Source organism: Devosia neptuniae (genome assembly GCF_025452235.1).
In the GTDB taxonomy this organism is placed as follows: domain Bacteria; phylum Pseudomonadota; class Alphaproteobacteria; order Rhizobiales; family Devosiaceae; genus Devosia.
The window spans coordinates 1,012,788-1,034,798 of sequence record NZ_CP104965.1 but is presented as its reverse complement, the minus strand read 5'-3'; the positions used below and the strand labels follow the sequence as shown (position 1 = coordinate 1,034,798).

The window sequence follows — 22,011 nt, the reverse complement described above, 5'->3', positions numbered from 1 at the left end:
TTCTTCTGGACGAAGAATAACCTGTCCCTCTCCCTCAAGGGGCGAGGGAGGGCCGGTGGTTAGTTAGCTAGTCCCAATCAAACCGGGGCAAATCGAGCGCGGTGAGAGTGTCCGCGCTCTCCCCGCCGATCCTGCGCAGCAATAGCGTGCCCAGGCTGTGGCCAGCCTTGGTGAAATCCTCAAAGACCGTTTCTGCGCCCGGTTGGAACTGGGCAAAGAGTTGGGAAGCCTGTTTGGTGACCACGTGAGCGGATTGCCCGACGGTCTTGCCGGCTTCGTTCAGCGCGCCGATCACCGCCAGCGCTGAAATCTCGGAGGCGCAGACATAGCCGTCGGGGCCGCCGTCGGGGCGGCGGGCGCGTTTGGCGACATGGGTGCGGATGGCGTCGGTGGGGCTGCCCAGATTGATGTCGGCGGCAAATTCGTAGGCGATGCCGGCTTCCCCGGCCGCCCGAGCAATGCCGGCCTTGAGGTGTTCGGTATAGGTCAGGGCGCTGTCGGGCAGCACGATGGACACCAGCCGGCAGCCCTTCTGCACCAGGCGCTTGACCGCGCCATAGGCAAAAGCCTCATTGTCGAAATCCACCCAGGGATGGGCATCGGGCCAGCGGCTGCGGCCATGGCTGATAAAGGGGAAATCATTGTCGAGCAGGAAGCGGGCGCGCTCGTCATAGATTTCGGCCTTGGAGAAAATCACCCCATCGGCCATGCGATTGCGCACGATATGGCGGATCGGCTCCATCGGCGACACATTGCGGAACAGCGGGGTGATGACCAGGTGGTAGGGCGTGTTGCGCATCGCCTCGGTCAACCCGCTGACGATGGAGGTGCCAAAGCCGTAAATCTGCTCGTCCGGCTCCAGCACCAGCGAGAGCACATTGGTGCGGCCGGTCTTGAGCCGCAAAGCGGCGCGGTCAGGGAGATAGCCGATTTCGGCGGCCACCCTCTGCACCTTGTCGCGGGTGTCCTGCGCCAGTTCGGGCGCATTGTTGAGCGCGCGCGACACGGTGGTCACGGCAAAGCCGGTCAATTCGGCAATGGTCTTGAGCGTCGGCTTGCCGGATGGCTTGACGCCCCGCTTGGCCGCCGGTTCGGCCGGCATATCGTCGTCAGGCACGCGGCATCCCTTCTGGCCACCCCTGGCGGGCAGCGATCATCTATCGGGGGCGGACATCACCAGATTGTCACGGCCACTGCAAGCATGGTGGTGGTGTCATTGCTCTGTCATAATATGACAAAACCACACCAGTTTTCGTTCTGCGCCCAAAGTCGAGTAGGCTTTTTTCAGAAATCGTCATTCTATGGCGTTGCCCGGGCTGGAAATCTGCCTCGAACGCTCCTATCTTGCCTTCACCGCTGGCAGAGCCCCGGCGGCCTTATCGTTCAACCCGCAGGAGAGGACTGAAGATGACATCATTCAATACCTTCACCATCCATGCTGGCTGCGCGAATGTACGTATTTCCATGCAAGCCTCAAAACGCTGGCAACGGATCTGTCGCTCCAAACGAATGTGACCTCGTCACAACCTCGTCTCAAATAACCGATAGAACCCCAGCGTTGCTGATTCACCCCGGTGGTCCACACGGACCAACCTCCAGGGTGGTGAACGAGTCGACGCCAAGTGGAGCATCCACTGATGCAGGAAAACAGTCTAGATCGGGCCAAGGCCCACAAGCCTATCGTCATTGAAGTGGGCGGCGAGCCTTTGGGCGTCGTCGTGCCGCATGAAGCGGGTTATCGCTTCCTCGCCGTTCGCCTGCCCGCTTTCGCTATCGATGGCCAGCAGTTCGAAACCGTCGAAAAGGCGCATTTTGCCGTGTCGCAGGCCGTCCGCAAGGGCAGCGCCGACGCGGCCTGAATTCAGCTTCACGAAAACTAAAAACAAAAAAGGCATTCCCGCTCATGGGAATGCCTTTTTGTTTGCCTCAATCGTCATTGGTGGCGTTGAGGTCCTCGGGGCGCTTGCCCTCTTCGGCATCGTGAGCCGGGGGCGCATTGATCGCTGTCATGATCGCATCGGCCAGGGCCGCGACATCGACATTGCGCGCGTCCTGCCGGGCCAGTTCCCCCGCAATCGCCGCAATCAGCGTGTCGCGCAGCGGGGCGAGGTCATAATCGCTAGCCATTGCCATCGATGGAAATCCCCTGTTCGTCCAGCCGAACCTCGACGCCGGGGCGGTTCTGCTGCTGATAGGTATAGATGGCAAAAGCTACCACCGCGACCAGCAGGATGGCGATCACGGCATAAAGACCATTGCGATTCATGAAAACTCCGGACGCTTGACGCTTGTTGTTCAAACACAACGCGTTGGCGCCCAAGTAGTTCATTTCCTTGGCCTAGCTGACCCTGTGGCCCTCGCGCCAGACGCCATGCACGACGGGCAGCGGTCCGGCCCGGCGCACCCGCACCAGGTCCGCCCGCTTGCCAATGGCGATCTGCCCGCGATCCTCAAGCCCCGCCGCTTTGGCAGGATTGAGGGTGACCATGGCCAATGCCTGGGAGAGGCTGAGCCCCTTAACCCGTTCGGGCAGGATGAAAACCGCCTGCAACAGGGCAAACGGCACATAATCCGAACTCAGAATATCGAGGAGCCCGGCCCGCACCAGATCGGTCGCCGAGATATTGCCGGAATGGGACTTGCCGCGCACCACATTGGGCGCGCCCATCAGGATGGCGAGGCCCGCATCATGGGCGGCAGCGGCTGCGGCGAGCGTAGTGGGAAATTCGGCAATGGCAACGCCATCGGCCAGCGCCTCTTCGACATGGGCTAGGGTGGCATCATCATGGCTGGCCAGCGGCAGGCCCAATTCGGCGGCGCGCCTGACAATAGTCTGGCGATTGGTCGCCGAATATTGCGCCTGCTCGCCGAGACGCGCGGCGATATAGCTATCCAGCTCGGCCTGGGTGCGGCCCATCTTGTCCTTGTAGAAGCGCTTGTAATCTTCGAGCGAGCCGAACTGGCGCTGGCCTGGCGTGTGATCCATCACCGAGGCCAGCCGCGTGGCCGGATCGGCCGCATAGGTCTCGAACTGGGTGAGCAGGTCGTGGCTGGGCAATTCGCAACGCAGGTGGATGAAATGCTCGGCCCGCAACCAATCGCCGGCGCGGCCGGCGTGAATGGCGCCGACCAGCTTGTCGACATGCTCGCCCATGGTCGGCAGATCGAAATCCGAGCCGATCCGTACCGCGTCGAACACCGTGGTAATGCCCGAGCCGGCAATCTGCACGTCATGGGCATGCAAGGAGGCTAAAGGATCCCAGAACACGCCGGGGCGGGGACGGTAATAGCTTTCCAATTGGTCGGTGTGCAGTTCGACCAGGCCCGGGATCAGGTAATCGCCCGCGAAATCCTCGCCGGTCTGGCTGGGGCCGCTGTCGATCGCGGTGATCACGCCATCCGCGATGGCGACACTGCCCTCGATCACCTCGTCGGCCAGCACGATCCTGGCATTGCGCAAGACTTGCCCTTCCATCAATCCTTGCCTCCCAGCGCAAATTCGGCGACGCGGCGGAACGGCCGGCCTTTCTCGGGCTCGACGAACAGCGAGAGGCTATCGATCACCACTTCATCATCCAGTATGGGCGAGAACCAGGTCGTGGCGGCCTTGGCGATATCGGTGGCGTCTTCCGCGCTGAGCCGGTCGGTCAGCGTCATGTGGAACTGGAATTGCTCGAACACGTAAGGGTAGCCATAGCCATCGAGCAGTTCCACCTGCCGCTCGGTCAGGCCCTTGCCGAGGCGGGCAGAGCGATCCTTCACGCTCATCGGCGCGCGGAATACTTCGAAACTTTCCACCACATGGGCGGCGAAGTCCTGCAATTTTTCACTGGGGTTTTCGGGAATCAGCGCCAGAAAACCATCGAGCGAGGCCAGCTTGAGCTTGCCGATAGAGAAGGGGGCATGCTCGGCAGTAAAGCTTGTGAGGGCAGCGCGCAGATCGGCCTCGGTGGCGCCATCGGCCAGCGCCATCGGCGCCTTGATCGTGGCGTGAAAGCCGTAGCGATTGGCCGATTGGGTGAGATTGAGCAGGCGTGACCGATCGATGCCGGCCACCGGTCCATCGAACAGGTCGCCATCGGCGGCGTCACGGCCCAGCCAGGTTGCTGCGCGTTCCCACAGGCTCCCCGTGGCCGGAGGGGCAAAATAAATCGCGTATCGTTCAGTCATTTTTGCCCCTTTGCAATCAGCGCCTGCCAGCCGCTATCGGCATTCTATGTCCGTCGTTTGACAGCGCATAACTGGACAGCTCCAAATGGCTGCGCCACAAGTTGGCTACCCTTGGCCGTATCGAGTCGCAACCCAGCCCATGGATCGCATCCTACTTCAATCGTTGTTTGAGGCCGCTGTCGCCAAGGCGCAACCCGCTTTGGCCGTGCGGCTCAATCTGCCGCCCAAGCCGGTCGGGCGCACTCTGGTCATCGGCGCGGGCAAAGCCTCCGCGCAAATGGCCAAGGCATTTGAAGCGGCCTGGGACGGGCCGCTGAGCGGGCTGGTGGTCACGCGCTATGGCTATGGCGAGACCTGCGAGCGCATCGAAATCGTCGAAGCGGCCCATCCGGTGCCCGATGAGGCAGGGTTTCTCGCGGCGCGGCGGATCATGGAGACGGTGTCTGGCCTGTCCGCCGACGATCTGGTCGTGGCGCTGATTTCGGGCGGCGGCTCCTCGCTGCTGCCTGCGCCGGCGCTGGGCCTGACGCTGGATGACGAGCAGGAAATCAACCGCACGCTGCTGGCCTCGGGTGCCCCGATCGGGGTGATGAACCTGATCCGCAATCAGTTCTCGACCATCAAGGGCGGGCGCCTGGCCGCGCATTGCGCGCCGGCCCGGGTGGCAACGCTGGTCGTGTCCGACGTGCCGGGGGATGATCCGGCCATTGTCGCCTCCGGCCCGACCATTGCCCTGCCCGGAACGCGCGAACTGGCGCGCAAATATGCCAATCTCTATCGGCTCCAGCTGCCGCCAGCGGCGCAGGCGCTGCTGGCCGGTGAGGACAATCTTGCGCCCCTGCCCAGCGATCCGGTATTCGCGCAACATACCGTGCGCACCATTGCCTCGGCGGCCCTGTCACTGGAATCAGCCGCCGACATTGCGCGGTCCCAAGGCATCGAAGCGGCAATCCTGTCCGATTCCATTGAGGGCGAATCGCGCGACGTGGCGCAGGTTCACGCCGCCATGGCCCGCGAAATCGCCGTGCGTAATCGTCCGTTCAACAAGCCCGTCGTGCTTCTTTCGGGTGGGGAAACCACGGTGACGCTGCGCGGCAAGGGGCGGGGCGGGCGCAATGCCGAATTCCTGCTCGCCTTCGCCATCGCCATTGATGGGGTCGAGGGTATTTCGGCTGTTGCCGCCGACACGGACGGGATCGACGGCTCCGAGGACAATGCCGGCGCCTTTGCCGATGGCGGCACCGCCACGCGGCTGCGCCATGCCGGCATCGACCCGCTGGTGGCTCTGGCCAATAACGACGCTTATTCCGCTTTCGCCGCCATTGGCGACCTGCTGGTCACCGGCCCGACCGGCACCAATGTGAATGACTTCCGCGCAATCCTGATCCGATAGGAGGGAGTTATGGCAAGAACGACTGGCATTGGCGGCATTTTCTTCCGGTCTCATGATACTCCGGCGCTTGCCGCCTGGTATGAAAAACATCTGGGCGTGACCGAACTCTGGAACCAGGATGCCGGGCTCACCGTCTTCGCGCCGTTCAAGCAGGCGAGCACCTATTTTCCGGCCGACAAGCAATGGATGATCAATTTCCGCGTCGATGACCTGGATGGCATGATGGCGCAGTTGCGGGCCGAAGGCATTGCCGTCGAGACGCGGCCGGACGAATGGGACACGCCCGAGACCGGACGCTTTGCGCGCATTCACGACCCCGAGGGCAATCAGATCGAACTCTGGGAGCCTTCGGAGCCACAGCCGCAATAAAAATCATACTTTTATGGCGACAGACCTTGGCGGTCCGCCCGGTCTCTGCTCTAAACACCCCGCAAAAAGCGGCTCGGGGAAATCGACATGGCCAAACGCAAAATCGCTGTTATCGGTGTGGGCAAGATCGCCCAGGATCAGCACCTGCCCGTTATCGACAGGTCCGAGGATTTCGAATTGGCGGCGACCGTGTCGACACGCGGCGTGGGCCATAATGGCCTGCCCGTGTTCAAGACCCCGGCCGAGCTTTACGAAGCCCTGCCCGAGGTGTCGCTGGTTTCGATCTGCACACCCCCCGGCATCCGCCATCAATATGTCCGCGAGGCGCTCGAGGCCGGCAAGGACGTGATGATGGAAAAGCCGCCCACCACCACGATTTCCGAACTGGACGATCTGGTCGCCTATGCCGGAAGGCTGGGCCGCGTACTCTATCAGACCTGGCATTCCCAATATAATGCGGCGGTGGATCGCACCCGCGATATCCTGGCCGAAAGCGGCGTTAAATCGGTGCGCATCGACTGGCGCGAAAGTGTGCGCAAATGGCATCCGGGGCAGGATTGGGTCTGGGAGCCGGGCGGGTTCGGTGTCTGCGATCCGGGCATCAATGCCATGTCGATCTTCACCAAGGTCATGCCCTTCCCGGTCTTTGTGGAATCGAGCAAGCTGACTTTCCCGGCCAACCGGCAGACCCCGGTCGATGTCGAGATCGTCTTCAAGTCGGGCCAATTGCACAAGCCCAGCCTGTCGGCCGGGTTCAACTGGCTCGAAGAGAGCGGAGAAATCTGGACCATCCGCTTCGAAACCATGGGCGGCGACGTGCTCAAGCTCGAAAATGGCGGCCGCAGCCTGCGCGTCAATGACGAGCTGGTGCTCCAGCATGGCGACGACGAATATGGCCTGATGTATGAGCGCTTCGCGACGCTGCTGGACCGGCACGAAACCGACGTCGATGCCGCGCCCCTGCGGCTGATGGCGGATGTGTTCTTGCTGGGGGCGCGGGTGAGTGGGCCGGCGTTTGAGTGGTAGGCTCTGATATCGGGGGATGGTTAGGGCAGGCGACCGCCCCAACCCCGGTGTCATCCCGGCGCAGGCCGGGACCCAGCTCGAGATAGTACAACGCGCCGCCAGATCGCCTGATGATCACGGGGCATTCACAAACCTTGCGGCTGGGGCGCCATCTCGGGATGGGCCCCGGCCTGCGCCGGGGTGACACCGCGTGCCTGGCACGACCAGCCGCAGCCTGCTACTTCCCAGCTTCGGTCAGCGTCTTCAAATCCGCATCACTCAGTTTCAGCCGCACGCCCTTGGCGAGGCTTTTGACCTGGTCCACCGAAGTGGCCGAGGCGATGGGGGCACTGACGCCGGGTTGGGCGACGAGCCAGGCCAGCGAGACTTCGGCCGGTGTGGCGTCATTGGCCTTGGCGACGCTGTCGAGTGCGGAGAGGATCGCTTCGCCCTTCTTGTCGAGATATTTTTCGATGCCGCCACCGCGCTGGCTTTTGCCCAGATCCGCCTTGGAGCGGTATTTGCCGGTCAGGAACCCTGCGGCCAGGCTATAATAAACGATGGTGCCGATTTCCTGCTCGATGGCGAGCTTTTGCAACTCGCCTTCGAAATCGGCGCGGTCATAGAGATTGTATTTGGGCTGCAGCACTTCGTAGCGCGGCAGCGATTTGATCACCGAAATCTCCTCGGCATCCCGGATCATTTGCGGCGTGTAATTCGACGCCCCCACCACCCGGACCCTGCCGGCGCGGATCAGCATATCATAGGCGCCCAGCGTTTCCTCGTGGCTGGCATCGGGATCGGGCCAGTGGCTGAAATAGAGATCGACATAATCGGTCTGGAGGCGCTTGAGCGAGGCTTCGATGGAGGTCTTGATATTGTCTGCGCTCAGCCCGTTCTTGACCTTGCCGGAATTGACCTTGGTGATGATGTGAACATTGTCGCGATTGCCGCGCGCCTTGAGCCATTTCCCGATAATGGTCTCGCTCATGCCGGGGGGATTGCCCGGCACCCAATTGGGATAGCCTTCGGCCGTGTCGATGGCGGTAAAGCCGGCATCGACATAGGCGTCGAGAATGTCGAAGCCCTGTTTCTCGTCGACCGTCCAGCCGAACACATTGCCGCCCAGCACGAGCGGTTCGATGACAAGTTCACTGCGTCCGAGCGGGCGGCGATCCATAGGTCTTCTCCTGTTATGATGCTGACTAAACGCGTTGGGCGGCTTTCCGTTCGCCGCCTTGTATAGGTGGTGCGCAAAACGCCTGAGGCTAGGACCTGGGCTCGATAAGGTCCCATTTATTGCCATAGAGGTCTTCGAATACGGCGACACTGCCATAAGGCTCATGCCGGGGCGCTTCGAGAAAGCGCACGCCGCGCGCCACCATGGCGGCATGGGTGCCCGAAAAATCGTCAGTTTCGAGAAACAGCATGACCCTTCCGCCGGTCTGGTTACCGATGGCTTTACGCTGCTCGGGACCATCGGCGCGGGCCAGCAGCAGCCGCGCGCCGTTTCCACCTGGCGGCGCCACCAGGACCCAGCGTTTACCCCCGCCCATATCGGTATCGGCAAGCAGGGCAAAACCGGCCTGGTCCCGGTAAAAGACTATGGCTTCATCATATTCTGCGACGAGCAGGGCGATTGTGGCGATTGAACTGGTCATATCCTGTTGGATCACTCCCTCCTGCGGGGCGTCAAGCGGCGCCGGGCCAGCCGAACGGATCGCAATAAAACCGTCCAATACTGTGGAATGGCGTCCGGACCGTCATCGAATTGACCAAATGGTCAAACTGACCCATTGCGCTCCCCTAAATTCTACGCTTTGTTGGCGCCCAAGCTTCGGCCGGCAAACCGAACGCGCAAAAAACTTTCTCGGGAGACAACAATCATGAAATTGATGACCACCCTGCTGGCGGCTTCGGCCATGCTGGCGCTGGCCGCGGGCGCTGCCCAGGCCAAGCAATTGGTATTCTGTTCGGAAGCTTCGCCTGCTCACTTCGATCCCGGTCCGACCACCGGCGGCAATGATTTCGACGCCTCCTCGCGCACCATCTACAATCGCCTGGTCGAGTTCGAAAAGGGCGGCACCGCCATCGAGCCGGGGCTGGCCGAAAGCTGGACCACGTCCGAGGATGGCAAGGAGATCACCTTCAAGCTTCGCCCCGGCGTCAAGTTCCACACCACGTCCTATTTCACCCCCACCCGCGATCTCAACGCTGACGACGTGATCTTCAGCTTCGAGCGCCAGTGGAAGGAAGACAATCCGTGGTTCGCCTATCTCGAAGGCATGACCTGGGACTATTTCCAGGGCATGGACATGCCCAAATATATCAAGGAAATCGTCAAGGTTGACGATCTGACCGTCAAGTTCGTGCTCAACGAGCCCAATGCCCCGATGATCGCCAACCTGGCCATGGATTTCGCGTCCATCGTGTCCAAGGAATATGCCGATCAGCTCGCAGCGTCCGGCGATCTGGCCGCCTTCTCGACCCAGCCGATCGGCACCGGCCCGTTCGTCTTCTCGGACTACCAGCTCGATACCGTCATCCGCTACCAGGCCTTCCCCGAATACTGGGCCGGCAAGCAGCCGATCGACGATCTGATCTTCGCCATCACCACTGATCCGTCGGTGCGTGCCCAGCGCCTGCTGGCCGGCGAATGCGATATCATGCCCTACCCGGCGCCTGCCGATATCGCTCAATTGCAGGCTGATCCGAACCTGACGGTGCTGGAGCAGGAAGGCCTCAATATTGGCTACATGTCCTACAACACCACCGAGCCGCCGTTCGACAATGTCAACGTGCGCAAGGCCCTCTCCATGGCCGTCGACAAGGCTGCCATCATCGAGGCGGTGTACCAGGGTGCTGGCCAGGACGCCAAGAACCTGATCCCGCCCACCATGTGGAGCTACAACAACAATATCCCCGCCGACAAATATGATCCGGAAGCCGCCAAGAAGCTGCTCGAGGAAGCCGGCGTGACCAACCTGACCACCGATCTCTGGGCCATGCCCGTGTCGCGTCCTTATAACCCCAACGCCCAGCGCGTTGCCGAACTGATCCAGGCCGACTGGGCGGCGATTGGCGTTACCGCCAATATCGTCTCTTACGAATGGACCGAATATCGCGAGCGCGGCAAGCAGCCCGACCGCAAGGGTCCGTTCCAGATCGGCTGGACCGGCGACAATGGTGATCCGGATAACTTCTTCGCCACCCTGTTCTCCTGCTCGGCCATTGGCGTGTCCAACTATTCGAGCTGGTGCAACCAGGAATTCGAAGACCTGATCCAGAAGGCCAAGACCACTCCCGACCAGGCCGAGCGCACCGCGCTCTATGAAAAGGCCCAGGAAGTGTTCAAGGCCGAAGAGCCCGCCCTGACGCTGGCTCACTCGAAAGTGTTCATGCCCATGAACAAGCGCGTCATCGGCTTCAAGATGGACCCGCTTGGCATTCACCGCTTTGACGGCGTCGACGTCGCCGAGTAAGGCTGAGGCCACGTAAATCCAAGGAGTCCCACGCCGGTTTTACCGGTGCGGGGCTCCCCTTTCATTTTAGAGCAGGGTAAGGAGGCGCCGGCCAACGGCACCCCGACAATTGCCCCGCCACAACAGGAAACGCGCACCCTGCCGGTTTGCCGGCGCGGCGCATTAGGGTAAAGACCCGCATGCTCAATTACATTCTGCGCAGGCTTGCGCTGATCGTGCCGACCATTATCGGCATTTCCATCTGTGCTTTCGCTTTTGTCCGGGTGCTGCCGGGCGACCCCATCCTGGCCATGGCTGGCCAGCATGGCGTGACGCCGGAGCGCTACGAAATCCTGCGCGAACAGTTCGGCTACAATCTGCCGATCTGGCAGCAATATTTCAATTATCTGGGCGGCGTCCTGCAGGGCAATTTCGGTGTCTCGCTGGCCACCAAGCGCCCCGTCATCACCGAATTCATGACCCTGTTCCCCGCCACGATCGAATTGGCCCTGGTCGCCATGTTCCTGGCGGTCATCATCGGCATACCCGCCGGCATCTTTGCCGCTGTCAAGCGCGGCTCCTGGTTCGATCAATTGACCATGGGGGTGGCGCTGACCGGTTACTCCATGCCCATCTTCTGGTGGGGCCTGCTGCTGATCATCTTCTTTTCCGGCTATCTGGGCTGGACGCCGGTTTCGGGACGCATCGCGCTCTCCTTCTTCCTGCGCCCCATTACCGGCTTCATGCTGGTCGATACCCTGCTCTACGGCAATTGGCCGGCCTTCGTTTCGGCTTTGCGCCATCTGATCCTGCCGGCAGTGGTGCTGGGCACCATTCCCCTGGCGGTCATCGCGCGGCAGACCCGTTCGGCCATGCTCGAAATCCTGGGCGAAGATTATGTGCGTACCGCTCGCGCCAAGGGCATGTCGCCCCGTCGCGTGGTCAATGTGCATGCTCTGCGCAATGCGCTGATCCCGGTGGTCACCACGATTGGCCTGCAGGTCGGGCTGCTCATGGGCGGCGCCATCCTCACAGAAACTATTTTTTCCTGGCCGGGGATTGGCAAATGGATGATCGATTCCATTTCCAAGCGCGACTATGTCGTCGTGCAATCGGGGCTCTTGCTGATCGCGCTCATCGTCATGGCGGTGAACCTGCTGGTCGATCTGCTCTATGCCGTCATCAACCCGCGCATCAGGGTGCAGTAAGATGACCCAGACTCCAAAAATCGTCCCCGCCAAGCCCGACCGTGCTGCCGCGCTGCGCGAATTCTGGCACTATTTTTCCGTCAACCGCGGCGCCGTCATCGGGCTGGTGGTGTTTGCACTCCTGGTGCTGATCGCCATCTTTGCCCCGCTGCTGGCGCCCTATTCGCCCGACCTGCAATATCGCGACGCCATCCTCAAGCCCCCGTTCTGGGATGCCGGTAGCGACCCGCGCTTCCTGCTGGGCACCGATCCGGTGGGCCGCGATATGCTGTCCCGGCTGATCCATGGCGCCCGCTATTCGCTGTTCATCGGCTTTTTCGTGGTCAGCGGCGCGCTGTTTGTCGGCGTGATCCTGGGCGTGCTGGCCGGCTATTTCGGTGGCTGGATCGACGCCATGATCATGCGCGTCATGGACATCGTCCTGGCCTTCCCGTCTCTACTGCTGGCGCTGGTGCTGGTGGCCATTCTGGGGCCGGGCCTGTTCAACGCCATGGTCGCCATTGCGCTGGTGCTGCAACCGCACTTTGCCCGCCTGGTCCGCGCCGCGGTGATGGCGGAGAAAAACCGCGAATATGTCACGGCCGCCCGCCTTTCGGGCGCCGGGCACTTGCGCCTCATGCTGGTGACCATCCTGCCCAATTGCCTGGGGCCGCTGATCGTTCAGGCGACGCTGAGCTTTTCCAATGCGATTCTCGAAGCCGCCGCGCTGGGCTTCCTGGGCATGGGTGCGCAGCCGCCGACTCCCGAATGGGGCACCATGCTGGCCTCGGCCCGCGAATTCATCCTGCGCGCACCCTGGGTCGTGACCTTCCCGGGTCTGGCGATCCTGATCACCGTGCTCGCCATCAACCTCATCGGCGACGGATTGCGCGATGCGCTCGATCCCAAGCTCAAGCGGAGCTGAGACATGCCCCTGCTCGAAATCAAGAACCTGAGCGTTTCCTTCGATACCTCGGTCGGCCTGTTCAAGGCTGTTGATGGGATCGATGTGTCGGTCGACGCCCGCGAAGTCCTCGCCATTGTCGGGGAATCCGGCTCTGGCAAATCGGTGGCCATGCTGGCGGTTATGGGGCTATTGCCCAGCACCGCCACGGTCACCGCCGACAAGATGGAGTTCGAAGGCCTCGACCTGCTCGCCATGTCGCCGGCCGACAAGCGCAAGATCATCGGCAAGGACATTGCCATGATCTTCCAGGAGCCGATCGCCAGCCTCAATCCCTGCTTCACCGTGGGCTTCCAGATCGAGGAAGTGCTGTCCAAACATCTGGGGCTCAGCGGCCGTGCGGCGCGGCAGCGCGCCGTCGAATTGCTGCATCTGGTGGGCATCAAGGACGGTGCGGACCGGCTCAATGCCTTCCCGCACCAGATGAGCGGCGGGCAATGCCAGCGCGTCATGATCGCCATGGCTATTTCCTGTAATCCCAAATTGCTGATCGCGGACGAACCGACCACCGCGCTCGACGTGACCATCCAGAAGCAGATCCTCGATCTGCTGGTTCGGCTGCAGGCCGAACACGGCATGGGCCTGATCATGATCACCCATGATATGGGCGTCGTGGCCGAAACGGCCGACCGGGTCATCGTGCAATATAAGGGGCACAAGATGGAGGAGGCCGACGTGCTCTCCCTGTTCGAGAACCCCAAATCCAACTACACGCGGGCGCTTCTGTCGGCGCTGCCGGAAAACGCGGTGGGCGATCGCCTGCCCACGGTGTCCGACTTCGTCTTCGAACCGGCGCCGGGAGTGGCATGATGACTGCACCCGTTCTCGAAGTCCGCAATCTCACCCGTGATTACACCTCCTCCGGCGGCTTCCTGCGGCCGGCCAAGGTCGTGCATGCCGTCAAGGGCGTCAATTTCTCGCTCGCCAAGGGTCGCACTCTGGCCGTGGTCGGTGAAAGCGGCTGCGGCAAGTCCACCCTGGCGCGCATGATCACGCTGATCGATCCGCCGACCGCGGGCGAAATCCTGATCGATGGCAAGCCGGTCGATGCCGGCCACGTCACCCACGACATGCGCCAGAAGGTGCAGATCGTGTTCCAGAACCCCTATGGCTCGCTCAATCCGCGCCAGAAGATCGGCGACGTGCTGGCCGAGCCGCTGCTGCTCAATACCAAGATGCCGGCTGCCGAGCGGCGCGAACGCGCCATGGCCATGCTGCTCAAGGTCGGGCTGGGACCCGAGCATTTCAATCGCTATCCGCACATGTTCTCGGGCGGCCAGCGCCAGCGCATCGCCATTGCCCGCGCGCTGATGCTCAACCCCAGTTTCCTGGTGCTCGACGAGCCGGTATCGGCGCTCGATCTCTCCGTGCAGGCGCAGATTCTCAACCTGCTCAAGGATCTGCAGGACGAATTCGGGCTGACCTATGTGTTCATCAGCCACGATCTGAGCGTCGTGCGCTATATTGCCGACGAGGTCATGGTGATGTATTTCGGCGATGTCGTCGAACATGGCAGCCGCGAGGACGTGTTTGGCAATCCCCAGCACAGCTATACCAAGACCCTGTTCGCCGCGACGCCCAAATCCGACGTCGAATCGATCCGCGCACGCATCGCCAAAAAGGCCGCCTTGGCCTCCTGATCCCCGGCGCCGCCCCTCCGCTCAGGAGGCGCGGCGCCAGCGCTGCTCGCCCAGGAACACTTCGAGATCATCCCGGCTCATCGGGCGGGCAAAGGCATAGCCCTGCAGGATATCGCAGCCGAGTTCGGTCAGGATCGCGGCATGCGCCATGCTCTCGACGCCCTCGGCGATCACTTCGATGCCCATGGATTTGCCGATATCGACGATCGAGGCCAGCAATTGGCGCTGCCCGATATCGTCCAGGATTGGATCGACCAATTGCCGGTCGATCTTGAGCCGGGCCGGGCGCAGTTTTTGCAGTGACACGATGGAGGCATAGCCGGTGCCGAAATCGTCGATTTCGATCTCGATGCCCAATTCCTTGAGCTGGTCGATATTGTGCGCGATGACCGCATCGTCCTCGTCGAGATAGATCGATTCCACCAGTTCGAACGCAATCCGTCCCGGCGGAATATGCAGCTTTTCGAGGCTCTCGATCAGCGCGTCATCATGCAGGCGGCGGTGGGACACATTGACCGAGGCGCGCGGCACTTTGAGGCCCATGCTCTCCCAGCGGTCGAGGTCAGCCAGCGCGTGTTCAAGCACGATGCGGTCGATTGTTGCCATGACATTGAGGTCTTCCGCCGTCGCGAGGAACGCGTCGGGCGCGCGCAGGCCCAGCACCGGATGGCGCCAGCGCACCAGGGCTTCCACGCCCACCAGGTCGTGGCTGCGCGCGTCGAACTGGGGCTGATAGAAGGCGATGAATTCCTCGCGCTCGAGCCCGCTCAGGATTTCGTCGGCCACCCGTTTGGTATGCACCACCTCGGCCTGCAGGGCTTCAGAGAAATATTCGAAGCGGTTGCGGCCGCGCCCCTTGGCGCGATAGAGCGCGATATCGGCATTGACCAGCAGGCGGCCCACGTCGATGTCGGGCCCATGCTCGGCGGCAATGCCGATACTGACGCCGAACCGGCATTGGTGGCCCTGATAGCTCACCGGCTTGCGCATCTGCGCCACGATCCGCTCGGCCATCATGCCCAGATACTGGTCGCCATCGGCAGCCGGGCAGACCACCACGAATTCGTCGCCGCCGATCCGCGCCACGAAATCGCTGGCGCGGCAATTGGCTCGCAGCACGGCGCTGGCATGCACCAGCATGGCGTCGCCCGCCGCATGGCCCAGCGTGTCATTGATCTGCTTGAAGCGATCGAGATCCAGATGCAGCAGGGCAATGCTGCCGCTGCCGGCATAGCCATCCCCCGCATTGGCCTTGAGGATGTCGTCGAGATAGCGCCGATTGGGCAGTCCGGTCAGGCTGTCATGCAAGGCATTGTGCTCGATGCGGCTCTTGGCGGCCTCGAGTTCCCGGTTGCGCGCCTCGGTCAGGAGCTTGGTGCGCCGCAAATCCTCGCTGCGAGCCACGTCCTCGGTAATGTCCCAATTGACCCCCACCAGCCGCGGATTGCTGCCGGCCTCGCTATAGACGGCGCCGATGGCCTTGATGGTGCGCACAGTGCCGTCCGGCCAGGTGACGCGGAACACCGATTTATACTGCCCGGTGCGCATGCCCTTGGAAAAATCGGTCTGCGCCGCCGCGAAATCGGCCGGATGCAGCGCCGCATTCCAATGCTTGAAATGGCGCGGCCCCCCGTCCTTGGGCAGGCCGTAAAGCTCGTTCATCCGTTCGTCCCAGACGAGGTCCCTGGTCGCCATATCCATTTCCCAGACGCCGACCTCCGAACTGTCCAGCGCCAGAGCGAGCCGGTGGGACAGCCGCTCGAGTTCGGCTTCGCGCTGCTTGAGCACGCGGATATGCAATTGCCGCTCGCCGATCAGCCGTCCGGTGATGAGAATGGGAAACAGAATCAGCGCCCCCGCGACGATCAATGTGCCGCGCAGCACCCAGATGCCGGAATCACTGGTCCAGCCGCCTTTTGGCCGGGCGGCGACCTCCCAGAAACCTGACGGCAAGGTGACGGTGGACAGCACGGGATCCTGGCCATCGAGGTCCGGTCCGAAAAACCGCTGGCCTTTCACGCCGCGCGCATCCCGGCGGGTGATGGAAATATCGCTGCCCAACGAGGGCGCAAGCAATCCGCTCTCGACATAGAGCCGGTCCATATCGACCACGGCCGACACCACGCCCCAGAAGCGGCGCTCCGTGCCATTGCCGGTAAATACGGGGAACCGGCCGACAAAACCCTGCCCGCCCTGCACCAGATCCACCGGCCCCGCCAAGACCGGCCGGCCGGTGTCGCGGGCCTGCAGCACGGCATCGCGCTGGGCAATGTCGAGCACATAATCGAGCCCGATCACCGCCTCATTGCCCGCCATGGGATAGGCCATGGTGACCACCAGGCCCGGCGCCGCAGCCACCAGCCGCAATTGGCTGCGCTCGGCCAGGATGCTCGACGCCAGCGCCGCAAAGCGGGCCTGGTCCATTCCCGGTTCGGTGGCGAGGGTCGATACCAGCCCACGCACCAATTGGATATTGCCGTTGATATTGCCTTCGAGCTTGGCACGGACCAGGGAAAGCTCGGCCTGCACATCCGCGCGCAGTCTCTCGCGGGCGAGAATGCTGGTCTGCTTGTCGAGGAACAGCCCGCCGGTAACCAGCACGATCAGCGCAATCACGGCCGGAATGGCAATGGGGCGCAGCCAGCTCAGCCTATTGTCCTGCGATGCAGTTGAATTCACCACCGATATCACCCGCCTCCCGGTCTTCTGTCCGGGCAGGATGAGCCTGGCGGCACAACCTTTATGTTTGCCTACCCCGCGCCAGCTCTATCGTCTTGTGGTTAGCGGCGGGCTAAACTCGGCTTCGGTATTTACCCGGTTTCCACGAGGATCGTCCCCGCCGCCGCGCATAGCGCAGTGAAGGCCGGGGAGGGGCTACGGTCGGTCACGAACGTGTCGATCTGGTCGATCCGGGCGATCCTGACCGGCGCGGTGCGGGCGAATTTACCGGCATCGGCGACCAGGATTATGTGTCGCGCATTGGCAATGATGGCTTGCGCCACCTTGACCTCGCGATAGTCGAAATCGAGCAGGGCGCCGTCTTCGTCCAGCGCCGAGGCGCCGATGACAGCGTAGTCGACCTTGAATTGGGAGAAAAAGCCGGCCGCCGCTTCGCCCACAATGCCGCCATCGCTGCCGCGCACCACGCCGCCGGCAATCACCACCTCGAATTGGGGATAGATGCGCATGCGGTTGGCGACATTGATGTTGTTGGTGATGACCAACAGGCCCGAATGATCGAGCAGGGCCTGGCTCACCGCCTCGGTCGTCGTCCCGATATTGATGAACAGCGAGGCGTCATTGGGGATGAGCGCGGCGGCCGCCTTGCCTATGGCCTGCTTTTCCGCGGCCGCAATGTTCCGCCGCGCCTCATATTCGAGGTTTTCAATGCCCGAGGGCAGCACAGCCCCGCCATGCATGCGCTTGAGCAGGCGCTGGTCGCAGAGCTGGTTGAGATCCTTGCGGATGGTCTGCACCGACACGGCAAAGCGCTCGGCCAGGGCATCGACCAGCACCCGCCCTTCGAGCCGGGCCAGTTCCAGGATCGCCTGCTGGCGTGTCTGCGTGTCGTTCAAGCTTTTCGCCCCTATGCCGGCTCGAAGTCGGATGGCCGGCCGGTCACGTCGGCGAGCCCCGTGGCAAAGCGGCGGGCATTCTTGACATAGCCATCGGCCGACCGGGTCAGCCCGGCAATGGCTTCCGCGTCCAACGCCCGGACCACCTTGCCCGGCACGCCGACCACGAGCGAACCATCGGGAATTTCCTTGCCCTCGGTGATCAGGGCGCCCGCTCCGATCAGGCAATTGCTGCCGATCCTGGCGCCATTGAGCACGGTAGCGCCCATGCCGATCAGCGTATTGTCGCCAATGGTGCAGCCATGCAGCATGGCCTTGTGGCCAATGGTGCAGCCCTCCCCGATGGTCAGCGGGAAGCCCATATCGGTATGGAGCACCGCATTGTCCTGCACATTGCTGCGCGCGCCGATGGTGATGGTTTCATTGTCGCCGCGCGCCACCGCGCCAAACCAGATGCCCGCATCGACGCCCACTACGATATCGCCCACCAGCACGGCGGTCGGTGCAATCCAGGCGACATCGGGATCGAGCCGCGGCGCGACGCCATCGAGTTCATATAGGCTCATCAACAATCCTCCTCAGCTCGCCACGCCATAGGCATCGCGCATCTCGGCGATTTCAGCCAGTGCCTGGGCAAATATCCCCCAATCGTCGCGTTCTGCAATCGGCGCCCAGATCGCCTCGACATCCTCCACCAGCATGGTGCGCGGCTTGGTCCGGGCGAAATAGGGATGATCGAGATTGACCCTGTCGCTGGCTGTGTAGCCTTCCAACGCGTCGGCAATCGGCCGGAACGCGTCTGTTGCATAAAACTCGGCTGACGGACTGGAAGCTGCTCGCTTGGCACTCAGCGCCCCGCCGCGCCAATCAAAGAAGAATTGCTCATAGGGCGCCTGCGACTGGTTGAGGAAGCCGAACAGCGCGGTGATGAACGCGCTGTCGCTCTCTACATCGCGTGGGTTCAGTCCCAGGCGGCCCAGCATGGCGGCGGGCAGGGCGGCGCGGAATTGCGGCCAGATCGTATTGAGCGCCGGCTCCAATGCCTCGATACTGGACAGCGGCACGAGGCACTCGGCCAACCGGGTCAGGTTCCAGGCCAAGGTGTCGGGTTGCCGGCCAAAGCTATAAAGCCCGCTCTCGTCGAAATAAGCGGCGGTGAAATCGGGATCGTAGGTCGGCAGGAACCGCCACGGCCCATAATCGAAACTCTCGCCAGTGACATTGATATTGTCGGTGTTGAGCACGCCATGCACGAACCCGGCGGCAATCCATTGCGCGCCCAGTTTTGCCACGGCCGCGACCACCGCCTCAAGCAGGGCTGCCGGCTTGTCAGTGGCGTCCGCCAATTGGGGATAATAATGGGCGATGGTGTAATCGACCAATTGGCCGATGGCGTCATAGTCCTCGAGATAGGCTAGGCGCTGGAAGGTGCCGATGCGGATATGGCTGTGGCTGAGCCGGACCAGCACTGACGACCGCGTCGGCGAGGGCTCATCGCCCCGGTAGAGCTCTTCCCCAGTTTCGATCAACGAAAAGCTCTTGGACGTATAGACGCCCAGCGCTTCGAGCATTTCGGTGGCCAGCACTTCGCGCACCCCGCCTTTCAGCGTCAGCCGCCCATCGCCACCGCGCGACCAGGGCGTTTGCCCGCTGCCCTTGGTGCCGAAATCGAGCAGGCGCCCATCCCTATGGTCATAGCCCTGGGCAAACAGAAAGCCGCGCCCATCACCCAGATCGGCATTGTAGCTGCGGAATTGATGGCCGTGATAGCGCAGCGCCAGTGGCTGGTTGAGCGAGCCGGGCAGGGGCGCAAAGCGGCCGAAATGGGCGATCCATTGCTCGTCGCTGAGCCCGTCCAGGCCCATGCGCTTGGCCCAGCGCTGGTCGCGATGGCGCAATATGGTCTGGGGAAAATCGGCGGGGGTGACGCGGTCAAAGAACGCGTCGCCGAGCGTTTCGTGGTCTGTGGCTGGTTTGAATGCGGGCATGGGCCAAAGCTAGCAATTGGCCCGCCCCGGCGCCAGTGCGCAACCCAGCCTTTCGTTTGCCCGCCTAGCGCAAGCCGGCAAATCGCCCTATATGCCCACTAATGACATCCCAGAGCGACATCCTGCGCCTCGCGCCCTTCCAGGCCGCCATCTTCGATATGGACGGCACGCTGCTTGATACCGAAGCGGTGTTCAAGACCATCGTCTTTGAAGTCTGCACCGATCTGGGCTTCGAGATGACCGATGTGGTGCATAGTTCCATGGTCGGCTCCAGCCATGAGCGCACCAATCAACTGCTGCTGGAAGCCTATGGCGTGTCCTTTCCCTACAGCCTGTTCGACGAACGCTGCCGCGTCAGCATGCGCGAGCGCACCCATGCCGGCGTGCCGGTCAAGCAAGGCGCCCGCGAATTTCTGGCCGAACTGGTCGAGCGGAAAATCCCGATTGCCGTCGCCACCTCCTCGCGCACGCCCCATGCCCATACCCATCTGGGAGCGGCGGGCCTGCTCGATCTGTTCCAGACGGTTGTGACTCGCGACGATGTGGTCAATCCCAAGCCCCATCCCGAGCCCTACCTGACGGCGGCGCGGCGGTTGGGTATCGATCCGGCGCAATGCCTGGCGCTCGAAGACAGCCATGCCGGGGTCCGCGCGGCCCATGCCGCTGGCATGCAAACCGTCATGGTGCCCGATCTGGTCCACCCCAATGACGAATTGCGTGCCCTCGGCATTGCCGTGATGGAGAGCCTCGATCAGGTCCGGCTGGCGGCCTTCGCGCCGCGCTGATCGCATCTGCCTTTGAGCCCGCCCAAGGGTCCCGAGTCTCGCTCGGGGCCCTTTTGTTTGAGCCGGCCCGGGCCCACCGGTTGTTAATAGTTTTGGGGTGCTCGAAGCCCGTAAACTTTTATCGATCTGCTTAAACTCCCATTTGTTACGTCCCAAGCCTTTGTACGCTAAGGGTTTTCAAGTCGTGCCGGCTGGATTAACCCTACTTTAAGAAGCTAACGGCTATGGTTAACCAGCGGTAAATTTTGGCTTCCCAGCCGAGCCAAGCCCGGTTAGGGTGCGGCTCGTTATCAGACGAAGCCGGTCCGCAACGACGGAACGGATGAATGCGAAGGCCCGCCGGAAACGGCCGGACGGGCTCAGGGGCAAGGACGGGGCATTGACGCAAACCTGGCAGGTCATCGCTGTGCGTGCGGTTTCGCATGTACTGGTCCTGTGCGCGGTTGCGCTCGTGCTGTTCGTCACCCTGGTTCCCGCTCACGCTGAAAACCTGCTCGTCGCCGACGTCACCCCGCTCGATGTGCCGGCCGATCTGGCAGCGCTGCGCGCCCAGCCGGCGCTCGGCGCCACCATGGCGCCGCTTGAGCCCGGCCAGCAGCCTTTGACCGCAGCGCTCCTGTCCAATTACGTCGCCCGCCAGCAGGCGCTGCGCGATTTCGACGTCAACGCCGCCCTGCCGCAGCCTGAGCTCAATTCCGAAGTGCTGCTGGGCTACATCGCCCGCGGCTCGTTTGGCGGCAATGGTGCGCTTTCGGCCATTGATAGCTTCGCGACCTCCAGCGCTCCCACCGAGCGGGCGCTCAGCCCCTCCGTGCTCGCTGCCTATGTTGAAAGCGGCTACCAGACCACCGGCCAGCGGCTCGACCATGCCAATACCGAGCGCGGATGCCTGGCCCAGGCCATCTATCACGAGGCTCGCGGCGAAAGCGAAGCCGGCCAGCTCGCCGTCGCCAATGTCATCGTCAACCGTGCGCGGTCGGGCAAGTTCCCGTCCACGCTCTGCGGCGTCATCTACCAAAACGCCAATAAGGGCCGCTATCGCTGCCAGTTCACCTTTGCCTGCGACGGTCGCGACGACGCCCCGGCCGAACGCCGCGCCTGGGGCCGCTCCAAGGAGCTGGCGCAGCAGGTCTATGCCGAGTTCGCCCTGGGCGAGAATGTCGGCGCCGTGCCGGGTTCCGCGCTCTACTATCACACCACCGCAGTGCGCCCGTCCTGGGCCAATACCTATAATGCGGTCGCCGAAATCGGCTCGCATATCTTTTATTCCCCCAACTGATGCGCTGAGGTCCGCCGCTCGAGCCTTGTGGGCTTTGCGGAATGCGTCCCAATATCGCCGTTGATCGAACGTGAAGTGTGCCTGAAGATTTAGGTGCGGGGATAAGTGTCGTAGATCGCGGCTTTCCGGGCCTCCTGCCGTGGCCCACACAAACAAAAAGGGCGCCCGCAGGCGCCCTTTCTTACATCGATTGAA

22 protein-coding genes are annotated in these 22,011 nt (G+C 62.5%); 11 read left to right on the top strand and 11 right to left on the bottom strand.

Going from position 1 to position 22,011, the window contains the following annotated elements; translation table 11 throughout:
* Window positions 1-67: 67 nt before the first annotated feature.
* Window positions 68-1,117, bottom strand: coding sequence for a LacI family transcriptional regulator (locus N8A98_RS07675; RefSeq protein WP_262170411.1), 1,050 nt, complete (start codon window positions 1,115-1,117; stop codon window positions 68-70).
* 520 nt (window positions 1,118-1,637) lie between these two features.
* On the opposite strand from N8A98_RS07675, the gene N8A98_RS07670 reads away from it, so the two are divergent.
* Window positions 1,638-1,859, top strand: a complete 222-nt coding sequence (locus tag N8A98_RS07670) for a hypothetical protein (protein ID WP_113121079.1) — start codon at window positions 1,638-1,640, stop codon at window positions 1,857-1,859.
* A gap of 67 nt (window positions 1,860-1,926) precedes the next feature.
* On the opposite strand, the gene N8A98_RS07665 is transcribed toward N8A98_RS07670, so the two are convergent.
* The 4 genes from N8A98_RS07665 to N8A98_RS07650 all read right to left on the bottom strand — a co-directional run bounded on the left by N8A98_RS07665 (window position 1,927) and on the right by N8A98_RS07650 (window position 4,170).
* Window positions 1,927-2,133, bottom strand: coding sequence for a hypothetical protein (locus N8A98_RS07665; RefSeq protein ID WP_262170409.1), 207 nt, complete (start codon window positions 2,131-2,133; stop codon window positions 1,927-1,929).
* Window positions 2,120-2,266, bottom strand: coding sequence for a hypothetical protein (locus N8A98_RS07660; RefSeq protein ID WP_262170407.1), 147 nt, complete (start codon window positions 2,264-2,266; stop codon window positions 2,120-2,122). Before N8A98_RS07660 ends, N8A98_RS07665 begins: the two co-directional genes overlap by 14 nt.
* A gap of 72 nt (window positions 2,267-2,338) precedes the next feature.
* On the bottom strand, window positions 2,339-3,475 hold the full coding sequence (locus tag N8A98_RS07655) for an alpha-D-ribose 1-methylphosphonate 5-triphosphate diphosphatase (protein ID WP_262170405.1): 1,137 nt from the start codon (window positions 3,473-3,475) through the stop codon (window positions 2,339-2,341).
* Window positions 3,475-4,170 carry a DUF1045 domain-containing protein gene (locus N8A98_RS07650; protein ID WP_262170403.1) on the bottom strand — a complete coding sequence of 232 codons (696 nt, stop codon included), beginning with the start codon at window positions 4,168-4,170 and terminating at the stop codon, window positions 3,475-3,477. The genes N8A98_RS07655 and N8A98_RS07650 overlap by 1 nt, the downstream gene beginning before the upstream one ends.
* A gap of 139 nt (window positions 4,171-4,309) precedes the next feature.
* On the opposite strand from N8A98_RS07650, the gene N8A98_RS07645 reads away from it, so the two are divergent.
* From N8A98_RS07645 to N8A98_RS07635, 3 genes are all read left to right on the top strand, one after another.
* Window positions 4,310-5,563, top strand: a complete 1,254-nt coding sequence (locus N8A98_RS07645; protein WP_262170401.1) for a glycerate kinase type-2 family protein — start codon at window positions 4,310-4,312, stop codon at window positions 5,561-5,563.
* Between the two features lie 9 nt (window positions 5,564-5,572).
* On the top strand, window positions 5,573-5,932 hold the full coding sequence (locus N8A98_RS07640) for a VOC family protein (protein WP_262170400.1): 360 nt from the start codon (window positions 5,573-5,575) through the stop codon (window positions 5,930-5,932).
* Window positions 5,933-6,019: 87 nt separating this feature from the next.
* Window positions 6,020-6,958: a Gfo/Idh/MocA family protein gene (locus N8A98_RS07635; protein WP_262170399.1), complete on the top strand. Its 939-nt coding sequence runs from the start codon at window positions 6,020-6,022 to the stop codon at window positions 6,956-6,958.
* A 217-nt stretch (window positions 6,959-7,175) separates the two neighbouring features.
* Here the strand turns inward: N8A98_RS07635 and N8A98_RS07630 are convergent, their stop codons facing one another.
* Both N8A98_RS07630 and N8A98_RS07625 read right to left on the bottom strand, forming a co-directional pair.
* Complete coding sequence (locus N8A98_RS07630) at window positions 7,176-8,117, bottom strand: aldo/keto reductase (RefSeq protein ID WP_262170398.1); 942 nt, start codon at window positions 8,115-8,117, stop codon at window positions 7,176-7,178.
* Window positions 8,118-8,205: 88 nt separating this feature from the next.
* Entirely contained in the window at window positions 8,206-8,598 is a 393-nt protein-coding gene (locus tag N8A98_RS07625) for a VOC family protein (RefSeq protein ID WP_262170397.1), read from the bottom strand.
* A gap of 225 nt (window positions 8,599-8,823) precedes the next feature.
* Here N8A98_RS07625 and N8A98_RS07620 point away from each other — a divergent pair, with 225 nt between their 5' ends.
* The 5 genes from N8A98_RS07620 (at window position 8,824) to N8A98_RS07600 (ending at window position 14,189) form a co-directional block, all read left to right on the top strand.
* Window positions 8,824-10,419 (top strand): ABC transporter substrate-binding protein, encoded by a 1,596-nt coding sequence (locus N8A98_RS07620; RefSeq protein ID WP_262170396.1) that lies wholly within the window; start codon window positions 8,824-8,826, stop codon window positions 10,417-10,419.
* 179 nt (window positions 10,420-10,598) lie between these two features.
* A complete protein-coding gene (locus N8A98_RS07615; RefSeq protein WP_262170395.1) occupies window positions 10,599-11,606 on the top strand; it encodes an ABC transporter permease subunit in 1,008 nt (335 codons plus the stop codon).
* 1 nt (window position 11,607) lies between these two features.
* Window positions 11,608-12,510 carry an ABC transporter permease subunit gene (locus tag N8A98_RS07610; protein WP_262170394.1) on the top strand — a complete coding sequence of 301 codons (903 nt, stop codon included), beginning with the start codon at window positions 11,608-11,610 and terminating at the stop codon, window positions 12,508-12,510.
* 3 nt (window positions 12,511-12,513) lie between these two features.
* Complete coding sequence (locus tag N8A98_RS07605; RefSeq protein WP_262170393.1) at window positions 12,514-13,359, top strand: ABC transporter ATP-binding protein; 846 nt, start codon at window positions 12,514-12,516, stop codon at window positions 13,357-13,359.
* Window positions 13,359-14,189: an ABC transporter ATP-binding protein gene (locus N8A98_RS07600; protein ID WP_262170391.1), complete on the top strand. Its 831-nt coding sequence runs from the start codon at window positions 13,359-13,361 to the stop codon at window positions 14,187-14,189. The genes N8A98_RS07605 and N8A98_RS07600 overlap by 1 nt, the downstream gene beginning before the upstream one ends.
* Window positions 14,190-14,210: 21 nt before the next feature.
* Here the strand turns inward: N8A98_RS07600 and N8A98_RS07595 are convergent, their stop codons facing one another.
* From N8A98_RS07595 to N8A98_RS07580, 4 genes are all read right to left on the bottom strand, one after another.
* On the bottom strand, window positions 14,211-16,871 hold the full coding sequence (locus tag N8A98_RS07595) for a bifunctional diguanylate cyclase/phosphodiesterase (RefSeq protein ID WP_449240169.1): 2,661 nt from the start codon (window positions 16,869-16,871) through the stop codon (window positions 14,211-14,213).
* 128 nt (window positions 16,872-16,999) lie between these two features.
* A complete protein-coding gene (locus tag N8A98_RS07590; RefSeq protein ID WP_262170388.1) occupies window positions 17,000-17,764 on the bottom strand; it encodes a DeoR/GlpR family DNA-binding transcription regulator in 765 nt (254 codons plus the stop codon).
* A gap of 11 nt (window positions 17,765-17,775) precedes the next feature.
* Window positions 17,776-18,330: a gamma carbonic anhydrase family protein gene (locus N8A98_RS07585; protein ID WP_262170386.1), complete on the bottom strand. Its 555-nt coding sequence runs from the start codon at window positions 18,328-18,330 to the stop codon at window positions 17,776-17,778.
* A gap of 12 nt (window positions 18,331-18,342) precedes the next feature.
* On the bottom strand, window positions 18,343-19,752 hold the full coding sequence (locus N8A98_RS07580; RefSeq protein WP_262170384.1) for a protein adenylyltransferase SelO: 1,410 nt from the start codon (window positions 19,750-19,752) through the stop codon (window positions 18,343-18,345).
* Between the two features lie 101 nt (window positions 19,753-19,853).
* Here N8A98_RS07580 and N8A98_RS07575 point away from each other — a divergent pair, with 101 nt between their 5' ends.
* Together N8A98_RS07575 and N8A98_RS07570 are read left to right on the top strand one after the other, a co-directional pair.
* Window positions 19,854-20,537, top strand: a complete 684-nt coding sequence (locus tag N8A98_RS07575; protein ID WP_262170383.1) for an HAD family hydrolase — start codon at window positions 19,854-19,856, stop codon at window positions 20,535-20,537.
* 379 nt (window positions 20,538-20,916) lie between these two features.
* Window positions 20,917-21,816 carry a cell wall hydrolase gene (locus N8A98_RS07570; protein WP_262170381.1) on the top strand — a complete coding sequence of 300 codons (900 nt, stop codon included), beginning with the start codon at window positions 20,917-20,919 and terminating at the stop codon, window positions 21,814-21,816.
* Window positions 21,817-22,011: the final 195 nt, after the last annotated feature.